The organism is Wukongibacter baidiensis (genome assembly GCF_050888315.1).
In the GTDB taxonomy this organism is placed as follows: Bacteria; Bacillota; Clostridia; order Peptostreptococcales; family Caminicellaceae; genus Wukongibacter; species Wukongibacter baidiensis.
Genome location: NZ_CP138202.1, coordinates 1333314 through 1350834, shown reverse-complemented (window position 1 = coordinate 1350834; position 17521 = coordinate 1333314). Strand labels below are relative to the sequence as shown.

General features: G+C 32.0%; 16 protein-coding genes. 11 read left to right on the top strand and 5 right to left on the bottom strand.

Annotation, left to right across the window (positions count from 1 at the left end):
- Window positions 1–9: 9 nt before the first annotated feature.
- From rapZ to R9X47_RS06365, 3 genes are all read left to right on the top strand, one after another.
- On the top strand, window positions 10–861 hold the full coding sequence (gene rapZ / locus R9X47_RS06375; protein ID WP_432665904.1) for an RNase adapter RapZ: 852 nt from the start codon (window positions 10–12) through the stop codon (window positions 859–861).
- Between the two features lie 97 nt (window positions 862–958).
- A complete protein-coding gene (locus tag R9X47_RS06370) occupies window positions 959–2296 on the top strand; it encodes a gluconeogenesis factor YvcK family protein (RefSeq protein ID WP_432665903.1) in 1338 nt (445 codons plus the stop codon).
- A gap of 577 nt (window positions 2297–2873) precedes the next feature.
- Window positions 2874–3296, top strand: coding sequence for an NUDIX hydrolase (locus tag R9X47_RS06365; protein WP_432665902.1), 423 nt, complete (start codon window positions 2874–2876; stop codon window positions 3294–3296).
- A 47-nt stretch (window positions 3297–3343) separates the two neighbouring features.
- Here R9X47_RS06365 and R9X47_RS06360 read toward each other — a convergent pair whose 3' ends face one another.
- The 3 genes from R9X47_RS06360 to R9X47_RS06350 form a co-directional block, all read right to left on the bottom strand.
- Window positions 3344–3562, bottom strand: a complete 219-nt coding sequence (locus R9X47_RS06360; RefSeq protein ID WP_432665901.1) for a glutaredoxin domain-containing protein — start codon at window positions 3560–3562, stop codon at window positions 3344–3346.
- A gap of 544 nt (window positions 3563–4106) precedes the next feature.
- A complete protein-coding gene (locus R9X47_RS06355; protein ID WP_432665900.1) occupies window positions 4107–4286 on the bottom strand; it encodes a DUF1540 domain-containing protein in 180 nt (59 codons plus the stop codon).
- Window positions 4287–4317: 31 nt separating this feature from the next.
- Window positions 4318–4482: a DUF1540 domain-containing protein gene (locus R9X47_RS06350; protein WP_432665899.1), complete on the bottom strand. Its 165-nt coding sequence runs from the start codon at window positions 4480–4482 to the stop codon at window positions 4318–4320.
- A gap of 349 nt (window positions 4483–4831) precedes the next feature.
- Between R9X47_RS06350 and whiA the strand changes: the two genes are divergently transcribed.
- The 4 genes from whiA (at window position 4832) to R9X47_RS06330 (ending at window position 11138) form a co-directional block, all read left to right on the top strand.
- Window positions 4832–5785 (top strand): DNA-binding protein WhiA, encoded by a 954-nt coding sequence (gene whiA, locus R9X47_RS06345; RefSeq protein WP_432665898.1) that lies wholly within the window; start codon window positions 4832–4834, stop codon window positions 5783–5785.
- Entirely contained in the window at window positions 5782–6048 is a 267-nt protein-coding gene (locus R9X47_RS06340; protein WP_432665897.1) for an HPr family phosphocarrier protein, read from the top strand. Before whiA ends, R9X47_RS06340 begins: the two co-directional genes overlap by 4 nt.
- A 321-nt stretch (window positions 6049–6369) precedes the next feature.
- Window positions 6370–7473 carry an HD-GYP domain-containing protein gene (locus R9X47_RS06335; RefSeq protein ID WP_432665896.1) on the top strand — a complete coding sequence of 368 codons (1104 nt, stop codon included), beginning with the start codon at window positions 6370–6372 and terminating at the stop codon, window positions 7471–7473.
- 146 nt (window positions 7474–7619) lie between these two features.
- The gene (locus R9X47_RS06330) at window positions 7620–11138 is read left to right on the top strand and encodes a DNA polymerase III subunit alpha (protein ID WP_432665895.1); all 3519 of its coding nucleotides are present in this window, start codon (window positions 7620–7622) and stop codon (window positions 11136–11138) included.
- On the opposite strand, the gene R9X47_RS06325 is transcribed toward R9X47_RS06330, so the two are convergent.
- Complete coding sequence (locus R9X47_RS06325) at window positions 11135–11596, bottom strand: phosphatidylglycerophosphatase A family protein (RefSeq protein WP_432665894.1); 462 nt, start codon at window positions 11594–11596, stop codon at window positions 11135–11137. The genes R9X47_RS06330 and R9X47_RS06325 overlap by 4 nt on opposite strands.
- Before the next feature lie 354 nt (window positions 11597–11950).
- Here R9X47_RS06325 and R9X47_RS06320 point away from each other — a divergent pair, with 354 nt between their 5' ends.
- The 4 genes from R9X47_RS06320 to R9X47_RS06305 all read left to right on the top strand — a co-directional run bounded on the left by R9X47_RS06320 (window position 11951) and on the right by R9X47_RS06305 (window position 15755).
- Complete coding sequence (locus R9X47_RS06320; protein ID WP_432665893.1) at window positions 11951–12136, top strand: hypothetical protein; 186 nt, start codon at window positions 11951–11953, stop codon at window positions 12134–12136.
- 419 nt (window positions 12137–12555) lie between these two features.
- Entirely contained in the window at window positions 12556–13515 is a 960-nt protein-coding gene (gene pfkA, locus R9X47_RS06315; protein WP_432665892.1) for a 6-phosphofructokinase, read from the top strand.
- A 27-nt stretch (window positions 13516–13542) separates the two neighbouring features.
- Window positions 13543–15300 carry a pyruvate kinase gene (gene pyk / locus R9X47_RS06310; RefSeq protein ID WP_432665891.1) on the top strand — a complete coding sequence of 586 codons (1758 nt, stop codon included), beginning with the start codon at window positions 13543–13545 and terminating at the stop codon, window positions 15298–15300.
- 38 nt (window positions 15301–15338) lie between these two features.
- Entirely contained in the window at window positions 15339–15755 is a 417-nt protein-coding gene (locus R9X47_RS06305; RefSeq protein ID WP_432665890.1) for an acyl-CoA thioesterase, read from the top strand.
- A gap of 256 nt (window positions 15756–16011) precedes the next feature.
- Here R9X47_RS06305 and R9X47_RS06300 read toward each other — a convergent pair whose 3' ends face one another.
- Window positions 16012–17376 (bottom strand): GerMN domain-containing protein, encoded by a 1365-nt coding sequence (locus tag R9X47_RS06300; protein ID WP_432665889.1) that lies wholly within the window; start codon window positions 17374–17376, stop codon window positions 16012–16014.
- Window positions 17377–17521 lie beyond the last annotated feature (145 nt).

The following is a 17521-nucleotide window of genomic DNA, read 5'->3' as shown; positions in this document are numbered from 1 at the left end:
GGTGGGTCTATGAAATTTGTGATAATTACTGGTTTATCTGGTGCAGGGAAAAGTCAAGCAATGAAATGCATGGAGGATTTAGGATTCTATTGTGTAGATAATTTACCTCCTGTATTAATTCCAAAATTCGCTGAACTTTGTTTCACTAATGGTGGAGAGATTCAGAAAATAGCATTAGTGATAGATATAAGGGGCGGTAAGTTCTTTGATGATCTATTTGAAAGTTTAGACGAACTGAAAGGTAAAGGTTATAAATACGAGATATTGTTCCTTGATGCCTCAGATGAAACTCTAATAAAGAGATTCAAAGAGACTAGAAGAGTACATCCTTTGAGTAGTGAGGGTAGAATAATTGATGGAATAGAGGCTGAGAGAGAGAAATTAGAGAATTTAAAAATAAGAGCTAACAAAATAATAGATACATCAAATATGATACCTAGCGAGCTTAAGGAAGAAATAAAAAAAATATTCATTGAGGGTTCATCAAATAATATTATGATTTCAATTTTATCCTTTGGCTTTAAAAAGGGAATTCCCCTGGATGCAGATTTAGTCTTTGATGTGAGATTTCTACCTAATCCTCACTATATACCAGAATTGAAAGAGTTTACAGGAAATGATAAGAATGTAAGAGAGTATGTTATGAAATGGCCTGAGAGCATTGAGTTTGTAAAAAAACTGAATGATCTTATAGATTTCTTAATACCTTTTTATGAGAGAGAGGGTAAGTTCCAGCTGGTTATAGCAGTTGGATGTACAGGAGGTAAGCATAGATCGGTAACTGTAGCTAATATACTAAATGAATATTTAAAAGAGAAAGGTCAAAGAGTAAGGTTGAATCATAGAGATGCACCTAAATAAAGACAAATAACCTCAAAGTATAGTAGATATTCTCGGAAAAGTACTTAATGGCTTTGGGTCTTAATAAGTTTGTCTATAGATAAGGAGTAAGGGGGAAATGAATATTTACTTCTGGCTTAAGCCAGGTAGAAAGGTTAAAAGGTGGATTTTTTTAGGGATAATCGGAATCATATTAACATCAATAGGTATCAATAGTTTATTAGGTCATCTAATTAGCGAATCAATTAAAGTCGAATACAAATTAGTACTTGTTATTTTAGGTATCATATTGGTGTCTATCTCAATATGTAGTATAACAAAAATAGTGACAAGAATTATGACTAATTCAAGCTCGAGAAATATTTTTAGAAATTCTAAAAATATAAGCAATATAATAGATAAGAATATGCTAGATAGAGGATTAAAAATAGTAGTTGTTGGTGGGGGGACAGGTCTATCTGTCCTTTTAAGAGGACTTAAAACATTTACTTCTAATATTACTGCCATTGTTACTGTAGCCGACGATGGCGGTGGTTCAGGGAAGCTTAGAGAAGATTTAGGGATGCTTCCACCTGGAGATATAAGAAACTGTATTTTGGCCTTGGCAGACACAGAGCCAATTATGGAGAAGCTTTTGCAGTATAGATTTGAAGAAGGTATATATAAAGATCAGAACTTTGGAAACCTTTTAATAGCCGCAATGAATGGAATATCCGATAGCTTTGAAGATGCAATAAAGAGAATAAATGATATTTTTGCCGTAGCTGGAAAAGTTCTTCCTGTTACCACGGAAGATGTTACCCTTTTCGCTAGATTAGAGAACGGTGTAATAGTAAAGGGTGAATCGAAAATTCCTATTAAATCCAAAGAATTAGATAGTCCAATCGAAAGCGTATTTATAAAACCTAAAAAGGCCAAGCCCCTACTAGAAGCAAAGGAGTCGATAATGGATGCTGATGTAATAATACTTGGACCTGGAAGCCTATATACGAGTATTTTGCCTAATCTAGTAGTTGAAGATATTACTAAGATGATAAAAAAATCCTCTGCTATTAAGGTATATGTATCAAATGTTATGACTCAGCCAGGTGAAACCGATGGATATTCAGTAGGAGATCATGTAAAGACCATTCTAAGACATACAGATGAGAATATTATTGAATATGTCTATGCAAATAATAAAAAAATTCCCGATGATATATACTTTAAATATAAAGACGAAGGATCAAAGGCTGTTGAAATAAGAGAAGAAGATAAAGAGGTATTCAGAGAGCATGGGATTCAGCTTGTTCAAAGAAATTTTATTGAAGTAAAGAAGGGATATGTAAGACATGATGCTTTAAAATTGTCTGAGCATATACTACAGACGGCTATAGAAAGAAAGTATAGTCAAGACAGAATAAGATTTATGGAATTGAATTCGATAATGAGAAAATCTAAGAATTTAAGGAATTAGAAGATTGAGTTAATAAAACTAAATCTTCTATTTTTTTTAATCAAAAATATACGAGATTATTATTGAAATTATTACCATACTATGTTAACTTTATTATGGTATACTATTACTACCAAGATTATTCATATAAAGTTCAAAACTCTGCTATGCCTTTTGTTTTTAAGGCGGCTATCAAATTCTGGACATGATTTGGAAATTGATAGGAGCCTTAGAAACCAAATTACTTGCATAGTTTTAAACTTTCTATGGATAGTTTAAATATAGAGATTTCGGTAAAACTATTAATTTGTACATATCTAAAATTTTGCCAAATTTGAATAGTTGGACATGCATAAATTGAGCTTTAACAAGAATTCTCTACAGAGATTCTAATCAAAGTTTTCATTTATACAGATTAAAAATCCCAAGAAGCATCGAATATTTTGATATGTATAAATTGAGATTTACTATGAACTCTATATAATAAATTGTTCCGAAAGATAGTATTTTTTAATATATTATAGTATAAGAAAGTAAAATTACAATGTTTGATATATATTTTAGCTTATAGTAGTTTTTAGCATAAGGAGTGGAACAATTGAGAGAAGAAATTAGTGCAGGTGGAGTTGTCTATTTTGGTAATGCGATTTTACTTCTTAAAAAATATAATGGAGATTGGGTGTTGCCAAAGGGTAAGATTGAGGAAAATGAAGATACAAAAGATACTTCTATAAGAGAAGTTTTTGAAGAAGGTGGAGTTAAGGCTGATGCCATAAAATATATTGGAAAGATTCAATATTCTTTCAAAAATAGCTGGAAAAATAATGAAATAGTCAATAAAACAGTCCATTGGTACCTGATGAAGGCTAGGAGTATGGCGTGTAACCCTCAAAAAGAAGAGGGATTTATAGATGCTAGATTTATTCATATAGATAGAGTCAAAGGAATGGCAAAATATTATGATGAAAAGAACATTATTGATAAAGCTATAAAAGAAATAAGAAAAATTGAGACCTCATAGTTTTATGAGGTCTTTTTAATGTTATATGTAATGATTTGTCTTTTGACTTACTTACCTACTAATTCATCTATCTCCGATTGATCAAAAATAAATCTTTCTCCCTTATTAATCATTACACAAGGAAGTCCAACCCTACCTGACTTTCTAATCTCATCAAATTCAAGTCTATTATCTCTATATTTGAGAAATTTCTTTAGGTTTAACATGCTATCCGTAATATCAATATATAAAAATTCAACATTATTCTGTGAAAGAAACTCCTTCACTGGTGCACAGCCTGGTCAATGTTTGCTTCCAAAAACAGTAATTTTATTCATTTTTGTTCCTCCTCAAAGAATTTTAACATTTGTTAGAAATAGTCTGTATAGGGTTTATAAATTAAACTATCTGCTTTAAGCCCTATATTAATATTTTAACTGAAAATAATTATCTTTCAAGAAAAATAATTATTTGAGCAAATTGCATAACTACCATCTAAAAAAACTTTCTAATATATATAGTCTTAAAAACCCTAGAGCTATACCAATAAAATATGCTCTATTTGAAGTAATTAAAGTAAGGATGATATTCACATACGCAATTTTGCCAAGCTATAATTATGCAATTACCTCAGGCATAATATAAAATAAGATTATCAAAAGGTTTTCAATGGGATAAAAATGAACGAGATAGATAGATTTATGAAGGGTGAAAAAATGCAAGATTAAAAATACTCTGTAATCATTATAACTTAAATGTTTACAGAGTATAATAAATTGTTGATAATTATTACCTCATAATTAATGATGTAATAATTAATAAATAGAGATATTAGAAGGTTTTATTGTTATTGATCTCTGAAACAAAGGTTGAACAGGCAGTACCATCGCTAGTTTTCGCATAGCCATCGCCCATGGCATTAACTTGTAAATTTTTTGCATGACATAGGTTTTCTTTGTTATATTTACAATTTGATACTGAACATTTTACTTCCATTTGGGGTGTATGCATAGTCGTGCCTCCTATATCAATATAGCTTGTGTTACTTGTTTTCAGCTACGAAACTACCACAATCTGTACATTCTACAGTCTTTGCAGTATTAGTATGTTTTACTACGTCTATATGATTTAAGCTACAATAAGATTCTGTTTTAGCGTGATATTTACACTCAGTTACATTACATCCAATGCTTTTGTTTGTATGCATTAATTCACCTCCTTATGATGTTACAAAGTTATTATTTGCTTTTTAAAGATCCTTTATTCTGAGACTTCCTTCCAATAAAATTAATCTGAATTTAGAAAAAATAGAAACTTTTAGGATTTTAAAAGTATTGCATATATATTATTGATAAATATTTTCAAAATTGTGATATAATAAAATATAAATCTTTTTACAAAAGACCTTGTTCCAATTCAACTCTTTCAGTGTCCTTATATCATTGCTATTCAAAACATGGAAACCTTGGAATGCAAATATACCTAATTGAATATATTTTTGATTGTATAAGTTAAACTAGTATTTGAAAATTATAACTAATAAAGATGGTGATTAAATGTCATTTTCTTCAAAAACGAAAAATGAACTTGTAAGAAAAATGTTTGAAAATACGTGTTGTCAATTTGCTGAAGCTTCTTCAATGCTAAGGATGAGTGGAACGATACAATTGGCAGGACTTAACAAAGTTAACATAAGAGTTACAACTGAAAATCCTGCTATTGCTAGATTAATTTTTAAGCTTTTTAAAAATACTTTTAATGTTCATACTGAGGTACTAGTAAAGAAAAACAAAGTATTAAAAAAGGGAAATACCTATGTTGTTCTAATTACAGATGCAACAGAAATTCTACAAAAATTAGAAATTATTAACTTTGAAAATAATAGCTTTAACATAAATTATAAGCTACCAGAAAAGCTTTTAGATAATGAATGCTGTAAAAGGGCGTATCTTAGAGGTGCTTTTTTAGGTGGAGGCTCTGTTAGTGATCCTGAAAAAACTTACCACCTTGAATTTGTTACACATAACCAAGAATTTAGTGAAGAACTACTCACGCTAATCAATAGTTATGGACTCAAGGCAAAGGTTATCCTAAGAAAAAGTAATTATGTTGTTTATTTAAAAGAGGGTGATCAAATTGTTGATTGCCTTAACATAATAGGAGCTCATAATGCCTTGATGCATCTAGAAAATGTGCGGATAGTTAAACAGATGAGAAACAATGTTAATAGGATTGTAAATTGTGAGACAGCAAATTTAAGCAAGATAGTAGAAGCTTCAATAAGACAAATACAGAACATTCAATATATAGAAAAAACAGCTGGTTTTAAGGTGCTTCCAGATAATCTAAGAGAAATAGCTGAACTAAGGCTTAAATATGAAAATGCAAGTCTTAAGGAACTAGGACAAATGCTGACCCCTCCCGTAGGCAAATCAGGCGTAAATCATAGGCTTAGAAAAATTGAAAAGATAGCTGAACAATTGAGAATGAAGGGAGACTTAAGTAAATGATTAAGAGAGATTTTGAAGTAAAGAATGAAATGGGTTTACATGCAAGAGCAGCAGCATTATTCGTGCAGACAACAAACAAATTTGCATCAGATATATTTGTCGAAAAAGATAATGAGAGGGTAAATGCTAAAAGTATCATGGGGATAATGGCTTTAGGGATTTCAAGGGATTCTAATATAACTATTATTATAAATGGAATAGACGAAGAAGAAGCTATGGAAGAATTGGAAAAGTTGATTAATGATAAATTAGTTAATCTATAGGAGCTGCAGAATTGTAGCTCTTTTTTAGTGAAGAAAATAATCTCGATTATAGTAAAAAAAGTAATTATTCAATTTCTGAAGTTGGATATAATAGTACTAAATCCAGATTTTTCATAGGAAGATCGAGACTCTATCTTCTCTGAAAACCTTACTTCAGCGGCTTAATGTGATAAATTTTACTGTTAAGTAGGCTTTTTAATTTAGGACTGGAAACCTAAAAAAAAATCTTGTTAATTGGAGGTTTTTAGTAATGGATGTCGAAAGAAGATAATAATCAGTTGATTTATTTACTAATATTCTCATTTATTGGAGGATCTCATAATGAGCAGCAGACTAACTAAAATTGATGTCGATGAATTAAAGGAAGGAATGATACTTGGTGAAAACCTGTATGATTCCTTAGGAAATATATTACTTGGTGATGGAATTACGCTAAGAGAAACCTATATAGTGAAGATAAAAACACTTGATATATCAAATGTGTGGATAAAAAATAAACTTCCTATTAAGGAAATGAAGAAAGAAAATCATAGTGATCCCTACTTACTTGAAACGAGATTAGAGGCTAAGAGATTTATTGCCGATACAATGCAAGAATTCTATTTAAACGGAGCAGTAGTTGAAAAGGTCTTAGAAATTGTAAATAAATTGATAGAGGAATTATTAGAAAATGATGAAATTGTAATTAGCCTAGGAAAGCTAAGGACTATTGATGATTATACATTAGAGCATTCCGTAAATGTTTGTATAATGTCACTAGTTATAGGACTTTCATATGGCTTTGAATACGAGGAACTTGTGGATTTAGGCGTTGGAGCAATATTACATGATATTGGAAAGATGTTAATTCCTCAAGAAATTTTAAACAAACCTGGTGCTTTAACTGTTGAAGAATATGAAATAGTAAAAAATCATACTACATATGGTTACGATATATTAAAAAAGAGTGAAGGGATAAGCGGGATAGCTGCTGAGATTGCTCTAAGTCATCATGAGAGACCTGATGGGAATGGATATCCTTTAGGTAGAAAAGCTGAACAAATAAGAATATATTCAAAAATAGTTGCAATATGTGATGTATACGATGCGCTAACTTCCGATAGAGTTTACAAGAAGGGGATCGTCCCTCATAAAGCCTTACAATATATATGTAAAATGGTAGACACACAGTTTGACAACGAACTTGTTAAAAAGCTATTAAACTGTGTTAAAATATATCCCGTTGGGAGTCTTGTTAGACTTAATACAAATGAATTAGGATTAGTTGTAGATATAAGCAAAATCAATCCATCTAAGCCGATAGTGAGAATACTGCTTGACGAAAAAGGAAATAAAGTTACAAATTATCTAGAAGTGGATACAAATAAAAACCTGGGAATACAAATAACAAATGTGTTTCCTAAATTTGAAGGAAGATTAAGCTAAGCTTAATACAATTTAATAAAAAAGTTGCTAAAAACTGCCGAGAAGGCAGTTTGTTATTTTTCTATTAGACTTCCATATGTCTTACATAGTATAATGTAGACAAGATATCGAAATTATATGATAGAGTTTTAGAAAGGATGAAGTATATGACAAATAGATTTGTACATCTTCATCTTCATAGTGAATATAGCTTATTGGATGGATATACAAGGATTTCGAAGTTGTTTGATAGAGCTAAAGAACTTGGGATGGACTCAGTAGCAATTACTGACCATGGCGCCATGTTTGGCGTTGTTGATTTTTATAAACAAGCTAAGAAGCAGGGAGTAAAGCCTATAATAGGGTGTGAAGTATATACTGCTCCCAGAACACGTTTTGACAAAGACCCTGTAAAGGATAAAGGTATGGGTCATCTTGTGTTACTTGCTAAAAATAATAATGGTTATAATAATTTAATTAAAATTGTTTCAAAGGGTTATACAGAAGGTTTTTATTATAAACCTAGAATAGATATAGAAGTACTTGAAAAATACAGTGAGGATATAATATGTCTTAGTGCCTGTTTAGCTGGCGATGTACAAAGAAGACTTCTTAATAACGACTATGAGGGAGCTAAAAAGCTGACTCTAGAATACAATAACATCTTTGGAGAGGGAAACTTTTTCTTAGAGCTACAAGACCATGGAATTGAAGAACAAAAACTAGTAAATACCAATATAATAAAACTTAGCAAAGAAACAGGGATTCCACTAGTTGCAACTAATGACGTACATTATTTAAATAAGGATGATCATGTTGCCCATGATATACTCCTTTGTATCCAAACAGGTAAAACCGTAGCAGATGAAGGAAGAATGAGGTTTCCATCTAATGAATTCTATTTGAAATCTTATGATGAAATGTCAAAGTTGTTTTCCTACGCACCCGAAGCAATTGAAAATACTGCTAAGATAGCAGACCTGTGTAATGTAGAATTTGATTTTGATCAGATGCATTTGCCGGGATTCGATGTTCCAGAGGAATATAACCCTAGTCAGTACTTAAGAAAACTTTGCTATGAGGGGCTTGAAAGAAGATACGACGTAATAACTGATGAGATTAAGGAGAGGCTGGAGTATGAACTTAATACCATTGAAACAATGGGTTATGTGGACTACTTCTTAATAGTATGGGATTTTATAAAATATGCTAAGGATAATGGGATTGTAGTAGGACCAGGTAGAGGAAGTTGTGGAGGGAGTATTGTTGCCTTCACATTGAACATCACAGATATTGACCCGATACAGTATAGCCTGATTTTTGAAAGATTTCTTAATCCTGAAAGGGTAACTATGCCCGATATTGATATTGATTTTGAGGATGAGAGGCGCCAAGAGGTAATTGACTATGTTATAGAGAAATATGGGAAGGAAAAGGTTGCTCAGATAATTACATTTGGTACAATGGCTGCTAGGGGAGCTATAAGAGATGTAGGCAGAGCAATAAATATGCCCTATGGAGATGTCGATAAGATAGCTAAACAGATTCCACATCAATTAGGAATAACAATAGAAAAGGCGATAGAGCTGAATCCACAACTAAAGGATATATACAGAAATGATGAGAATGCAAAATACTTGATAGATGTAGCTATGGCGGTGGAAGGTATGCCAAGACATGCATCAACCCATGCAGCAGGTGTAGTTATATCAAAAAAGGCTGTAAACGAATACGTTCCTTTGTACTTGCATGACAATAACGTAACTACACAGTTTAATATGAATCTATTAGAAGAACTAGGACTTCTAAAAATGGATTTCCTAGGGCTAAGAAATTTAACAGTACTAAAGGAAGCGGTAAGGCTTATAAAGATTAATAGACAAATTGATATTGACTTAGAAAAGATTCCTTATGATGATCCCAAGACATATGAACTGATAAGCAGCGGTGAAACCCTAGGGGTCTTCCAGCTTGAAAGTTCTGGGATGCGTCAATTTATGAAGGAGCTAAAACCCGAGTCCCTTGAGGATATTATAGCCGGTGTATCTCTTTTTAGACCAGGCCCAATGGACTCTATACCTAAATATGTTCAAAATAAAAATAATCCAGATAAAGTAACATATGTTCATCCTAAATTAGAACCTATACTAAAGGTTACCTATGGTTGTCTAGTTTATCAGGAACAAGTTATGCAAGTGGTTAGAGAACTAGGCGGTTACAGCTTTGGAAGAAGCGACCTTGTAAGAAGAGCCATGGGAAAAAAGAAGATGGATGTTATGAAGAAAGAAAGAGAGTACTTTATTAATGGAAAAGTCGACGAAGATGGAAATATTGAAATAGCTGGATGTATTAGAAATGGTGTGGATAAGGAAGCAGCAAATATAATCTTTGACGATATGATTGACTTTGCGAAATATGCCTTTAATAAAAGTCATGCTGCCAGTTATGCTGTTCTATCTTATCAAACTGCATATCTTAAGCATCATTATCCAGTTGAATTTATGGCAGCCCTTATGACGAGTGTAATGGGAAATTCTTCGAAGGTTGCAGAATATATAGGGGATTGCAAAAGAATGGGTATTGAGATACTTCCGCCAAGTATAAATGAAAGTTTTTCTAAGTTCACGGTTTCTAAGGATAAAATCAGATTTGGTTTGCTAGCTATAAAAAATGTAGGAAATGGAATTATAAGGTCAATCGTTGAAGCAAGAAAAAGCAAGAAGTTTACTAGCTTCATTGATTTTTGTGAGCAGATTGAAACTAGAGAATTGAATAAAAGAGCAGTAGAAAGTATGATTAAAGCAGGAGTTTTTGACGGTCTAAATGTTACTAGAGCAGGACTTCTTGCAGGTTATGAAAGGATAGTTGAAGGAATTCATCAAGATAGAAGAAGAAATATAGAAGGACAGGTATCATTATTTAATGCCTTTGATGATACGTTGCCTCAGAACATGAAACACGATGTTCTTCCCGATGTAAAAGAGTTTTCAGATAAATATCTACTAGGCTTTGAAAAGGAAATGCTGGGTATCTATCTAAGTGGACATCCCCTTTCTGAGTATGAGGAATTAATAAATAAGATTGCAACCGTTAAGTCGAACGACTTAAAAGAAATGCAAGAGGAGAACAGTACTCTTGGTCTAAGGGATGGTTCAAAAATAATAATTACTGGAATAGTGATGAAAAAGCAAGATAAAACAACCAGAAATAATAATCTGATGGCATTTCTAACCCTGGAAGATCTTTTGGGAACTATGGAAGTTATAGTATTTCCAGGCGTTTATGATAGATGCGTTCAACATTTATATGAAGACAGCATTGTTATTGTTGTAGGCAAGATTAATTTAAAAGAAGATGAGGAACCAAAGATAATCGCAGAAAATATAGTTCCTCTTACAGATGAAAATATAAATTTGATTTCAAGTAGTAGAAAACAATCTTTTATAAAGCGAAAAAGCATAGATACAAAAAAACTGTATATAAAATTATCAAATAGAGACAATGAAATGATGAATAGAATAAAAAAGGTTTTACAAAAAAGGAGAGGAAAAACTCCGGTTTATCTATACATTGAGTCTGAAAAGACCAAATTATTAGCTGATAAAGATTTATGGGTAGAGATTGATGAAGAGATTATAAAAGAACTAAAGGCAATAATAGGTAAAGATTCAATAAAGGTTTGCTAATTGCTTTTTGAATGAGCGATTCTAGCAGATGCTGCTGCAGCAATTCCTGCAACTAAGTCATCTAAGAAAGTATGGACCTTAGGTCCTTTAACATTAAGCTTTTTTAGAACACCTATTTTTTCTTTATCTAAATATCCGAAGTTTGTTAACCCAATAGATCCATATACGTTTGTTATGCTTAGTGCTAATATTTCATCTATACCATAAAGGGGTTCATCCTTCTTGAGTATACTTAGCAGAGGCTCTTCAAGTTTATCCTTTTCTGCTAAGACATCTAAGGCTATGCCTGTTAGAATGGCATGTTGAACCTCTCGTTTCTCTAAAACTTTATCAACGCTATTTATACATTCTTCTATTGTTAAATTGCAGTATTTTGATTGAAGTAAATAAACTAAGCTTGCAATATCTTCAATTGTTACACCTCTATCAAGCATCATTTTTTTTACAATTTCTTTCAATAGAAAGCCTCCTTTATGAGAATAATAAGTAGTGTTATATTTTAATTATATTAATAAAAATTCATAATTATGATTCCTACAAATTTAATAGATAAGCAAAGGATTTCTGTAGGCTTTATAAAAGAAGGCCTCTAAGGAAAAAAAGATACTTGCAATTTAGACTTTTTGAGCAATAAAAAATAAAATATATTTATTTTTAATCACAAAAAGTTTATAATGTTCTATGTGTTTAAAAAAAATTGGAGTTTTATATAAAATTTATACTATAATAATTGTATGATATGTTCTATTGAAATTTTATGAAAAATGCTTTAAAATATAAAGCAAAATTAGGTTTCAGAAGGGAAGACTTGTATGTGGACTGTTATTTACGTTGCACACCAAGAAGAAGAGGCACAAAAAGTACAAGAGAAGTTGAATTCAGAAGGCTTTTTAGTCAAGGTGAAAAAGATAGGGAAAATGGATGATGCAATGTTTGAGCTATTAGTTCCTGAATGTGAGGCAGATGAAGCACATAGCGTGATAAATAATCAATACTAATCATGTAAATTTATTGTAAAAAATCTTAGGTTCTGTCGATGCCTGTTTCTGATTAAATGTAGTTTAGCAAATAACTATACTTGATATTTCTACTTTAAAATTGAATAGGGAAGTTTTTATGCCTACTTCCCTTATTACTTACTATATAAGCTACGAAAAACCTATTATATATATTTAACTTTCCTATATTAAATTTTACTTAAGTAAAGATTCGTTACCTGTCATTACATTTTAATACAACTTTAAATAAATTGAATATTATTAGAGGTTTCGACAAATTATATAGCCGATAGTTATTTATAGGTATATTCTCTGCTCTTTTGAAAACAAAAGAGTCTAGGGGCAATTTATATATTGGTTTTCTATGGTAATAATGTAATTATTTTATTAAATAAAGAAAGTTTGTAAGGAGTGATTTGGTGAAAAAAATCGGTGTTTTAACTAGTGGAGGAGATGCTCCAGGGATGAATGCTGCGATTAGATCTGTAACCAGGGCAGCAATATTTAAAGGTTTAAAAGTAGTGGGTATTCAAAGAGGTTATCAAGGTCTTATAGAAGGCGATATGGAGGATATGAATCTTTCCTCTGTGGGAGACATAATTCATAGAGGTGGAACTATACTCAGGTCTGCTAGAAGTAAAGAATTTATGACTGAAAAAGGATTCCAAAAAGCATTAGATGTACTTAAGATTTTCGGTGTTGATGGACTAGTTGTAATTGGCGGAGATGGTTCCTTTAGAGGTGCAGAAAAATTAAGTGAAAGTGGTTTCCCTACTATAGGTATACCAGGAACTATAGATAATGACTTAGGTTACACAGATTATACAATTGGCTTTGATACGGCTGTTAACACAGTTGTAAATGCAATAGGTAATTTGAGAGATACTTCATCATCCCATGGAAGAGCAAATATTGTTGAGGTTATGGGAAGACATTGCGGCGATATAGCTTTATATGCAGGACTTGCCGGTGGAGCTGAAAATATAATTATTCCAGAAATAGACTTTAACATGGATGAAATATGTAAAAAGTTAATTAGTGGTAGAAATAGAGGCAAGCTTCATAGTATAATAATAGTAGCTGAGGGAGTTGGCAAACCTTATGATATAGCCAATGAGATACAAGAAAGAACAGATATAGAGACTCGTGTAACTATAATGGGACACTTGCAAAGAGGCGGGACGCCTACAGCCCAGGATAGGATATTGGCTAGCAGACTAGGGGCTAAGAGTGTAGAGCTTCTCCTTGAAGGACAAAAGGGAAGAGTTGTTGGAATTAAAGAAAATAGGATAGTTGATCAAGAAATTGAAGAAGCTCTTTCTGTGGAAAAAGAGATTGATAAAGAAATGTATGAACTTACTAAAATATTGTCAATATAAAAATAAATAAAAATATGAGGTGAAGGTATGAGAAAAACAAAAATAGTATGTACGATTGGGCCAGCAAGTGAATCTAAGGAAATGTTCTCGAGCTTGGTTAAAAGTGGACTTAATGTTGCAAGATTGAATTTTTCACATGGAGACCATGAAGAACATCTTCAAAGAATAAATATGATTAAAGAAGTTAGACGTGAACTAGATACTCCTGTAGCAATTCTATTGGACACAAAGGGACCAGAGATCAGAACAGGAAAGTTTGCTAAGGAAGCAGTAGAATTAGAAGAGGGACAAGAATTCGTTTTAACTACTGAGGAAGTTGCTGGAGATGAAAGCAGATGTACTATTACCTACGATAAATTACCTGGAGACGTAAAGGTTGGAGATAAAATACTTATAGATGACGGACTAATAGAGCTAGAAGTATTAGATATACCTAACGACAAAGAAATTAAATGTGAAGTTAAGAATGGTGGAACTGTTAAGAATAAAAAAGGTGTAAATGTTCCAGGTGTAAGTATAAACCTACCGGCTATAACAGCTAAGGATATAAGTGACATTGAGTTTGGTATTAAGAACGGAATCGATTTCATAGCAGCTTCATTTATTCGTAAGGCTGATGATGTTCATGAGATAAGAAAGATTCTAGAAAAGAATAATGCTCATCAGATACAAATAATCTCAAAAATTGAAAATCAAGAAGGTCTTGACAATATTGATGAGATCATAGATGTATCCGATGGAATAATGGTTGCTAGAGGAGACTTAGGTGTTGAAATACCGACGGAAATGGTTCCATTAGCACAAAAAGAAATGATAAGAAAGTGTAATGCCGCAGGTAAACCAGTTATTACAGCAACTCAAATGCTTGATTCGATGATGAGAAACCCTAGACCTACAAGAGCGGAAGTAACAGATGTAGCGAATGCAATCTTCGATGGAACTGATGCAATAATGCTATCAGGCGAAACTGCTGCAGGTAAATATCCTTTAGAGTCTGTTCAAACTATGGCTAATATAGCCGAAAGAACTGAGCAGTCATTAGATTATAAAGCGATATTGGAGAAAGGTGCGGCTAATAAAGAAACTAGCGTGACATATGCAGTGAGTCATGCAACGTGCACAACTGCCCATGATTTAGGCGCTTCAGCTATCATTACTGCAACTTCTTCAGGATTTACTGCTAGAATGGTTTCTAAGTTTAGACCAAAGGCTCCAATTATTGCTGCTACAACTAAAGAAGAAGTACTTAGAAGATTAATATTAATATGGGGAGTTAAGCCAGTCTTAACTAAAGAAGCAAAGTCAACTGATGAAATTTTTGACTTATCTGTTGAAAAGGCAAGAGAGTACGGATATATCAATGGTGGAGACCTTGTAGTTATCACTGCTGGTGTTCCAGTTGGTGTAGCTGGAGCAACAAACCTTATTAAAGTTGACATAGTTGGAGAAATTTTAATTAAAGGTATGGGTGTAGGTAAGAATGCTGCTTCTGGTAAAGTTTGTAATGCTAAAACAGCTTCTGAACTAGAGTCAAAATTTGAAGATGGAGATATATTAGTGACTGTTGCTACTGATAAAGATATGATAAAATATATAGAGAAAGCATCAGCGGTTATAGTTGAAGAGGGTGGACTGTCATCACATGCAGCAATAGTGGGATTAAGCTTAGGAAAACCTGTTATAGTTGGTGCTGAAAATTGTATAAATCTACTGGATAATGGACAAGTGGTTACAGTTGATGCAATAAGAGGCTTAGTGTATAGTGGAAAAGCAAGAGTCCTTTAGTAGCTACTAACCAGTAGTCAACTGAAGAGGGGGATCACATGTATTCAAATGATGCAATGGTTAGAGTAAGATATGGAGAAACAGACCAAATGGGAGTAGTATATCATGGTAACTACTATACGTGGTTTGAAGTTGGTAGATCGGAGTTTTTTAACTCTTTGGGATATACATACAAGAGACTGGAACAAGAAGGTATAATACTACCTGTTACTGAAAGTCATTGTGAGTATATTAAGCCAGCTAAATATTTTGATGAGATTCTTATTAGAACCAAGGTTGATTCATTAAAGGGAGTTAGGATTGTCTTTGAATATGAAGTCATAAGGAAGGAAGATGGGGCTTTATTAGCTAAGGGAAAAACAGTCCATGCCTTTGTGAATAAGGAACTTAAGCCAGTTAGAATTAAGAAAGTAAATAAAAAAGTATGGGATATTTTAGAGCAATCTGTTAAATAAGAAGGAGATAACAAAGAATGAAAATCTAAAGTTATCTCAAAAATAGAAAAAAAAACTAACAAAAAACAAAAAAACATGTATAAAGTTAACAATTATGTATTATAATTTAAAGGAGTAGTTTATACTTCGTAATTGTTTACGATGTGTAACTGATTCTAATATATTAAATGGCGCCCCTAGGGCGCCAAATTTTTTTGTGTTATTTTATTGATGAGATAGAACTAAAGAAGAAATGATAAAAAACATGCGTTTTAGATTATTCGGCTTCAATATTGATAAATTTAGGAGCCGGCATAGATTGTGAAATAGAGATTCCATTAAAGGAATCGACTGTATTTCCATTAACCTTTATAGAAACCTTTGAAACATTAGAGATACTAGTAAAAGAGTATAGAATGCCATCTAACATCATTTTTTGAAGATCATCCCTCTCTCCATAGACCGTTAGAAAGTCATCGCTAAGATTTAAAGTTAAGATATTGTTACTGTATTCATAGTCTATGAGGTCTACGCTATTAGGAACTATGGAAAACAAATTTTCATAATGGATATCATTTACTACATTATTTTTTAGAGAATTGAAGATATTATGAACTAATTGATCCATGTCTGGTATATTTTCCTCAAGATTAATCGGAACAAGCAAAATACGTTCGTTACTTGTTTGAAGACCTAAATAAACCTTTGGAGAATTATTTTTTTCAAAGGGTTTTTTAACATAAGTTCCGTTGAAGAAGGTTTTAACTTTCTTACCACCTCTTAAGAACTGTACCTTATCTATTCCGTCTATGGAAGTTAAAGTATTTATGAATGAGTTTAATGAAAATTGGCTTACAACTGAGTCTTGGTCATAAATGCCAATATCCCAAGGAAGACTAAGTGTAGCAACCCCCTTACTGACCCATATCTTAGGAACTTCAGGTATTGGAGAACCTGCATGTAAGGATAAAGTAGGTTTAGGACCCAGAAGTAGATTATCTAGAACCTTTCTACTATGTTTATTAGTAGCAGGTATTTTACGTGAGATTGGGACTAGATACTCATAATTTTTATCGGGGAAGTATAAAGTGACATACCTTTTACCTTCTTCTATAGTATTCTTTGATGAAATGTATTTAGAAGTGCTTAAATAATATACAGATACTTCAAATGGAGTCACTTCTTTAAAGTTTGCAGCCGTTGAGTAAAACTTAAAGTTATAATGACCTTGATTTAAATCTAGGTTTTCCTGGGAAATATCGCAGGAATACTTAAGTTCATAATCTACATCCGATGTATTAAGCAGACCAGTTATAAATTCGGTATTGGAATATTTCTTTATTAAAGTATCTTTATTAAAAACTTCTAAAACCATATCATGACTATCACCTAAGGAAAAAGTCCCTTTATCAAAGTCGCCGATCATGGTAAACTCTATATTAGTTGGATTATATAGATGAGTATCATCAAAATTTGTTTCATAATTACCGCTAATGGCCTCAGTATTTCTTGATGGTTTACTTAGTGTGAAATTTGGCAAGATATTCTGTGGAATTTTAAAATAAGAATTACTTAACGGGATAAAGGAGGCTAAAAAGCAGATAATAACAATTAAAAATAGATTAAAAATAGTTCTTCGCACATTACCACACTCCTAAGACAAGCCTTATAAACATATTATAAATCATTTTTGAAAAATTTGCTATTTTTATGCAATTTATAATAATATTTTAAGAAAATTTTCCTAGGACTCGATATAGAGTCCTAAGTGATAAAGATATTTTTAT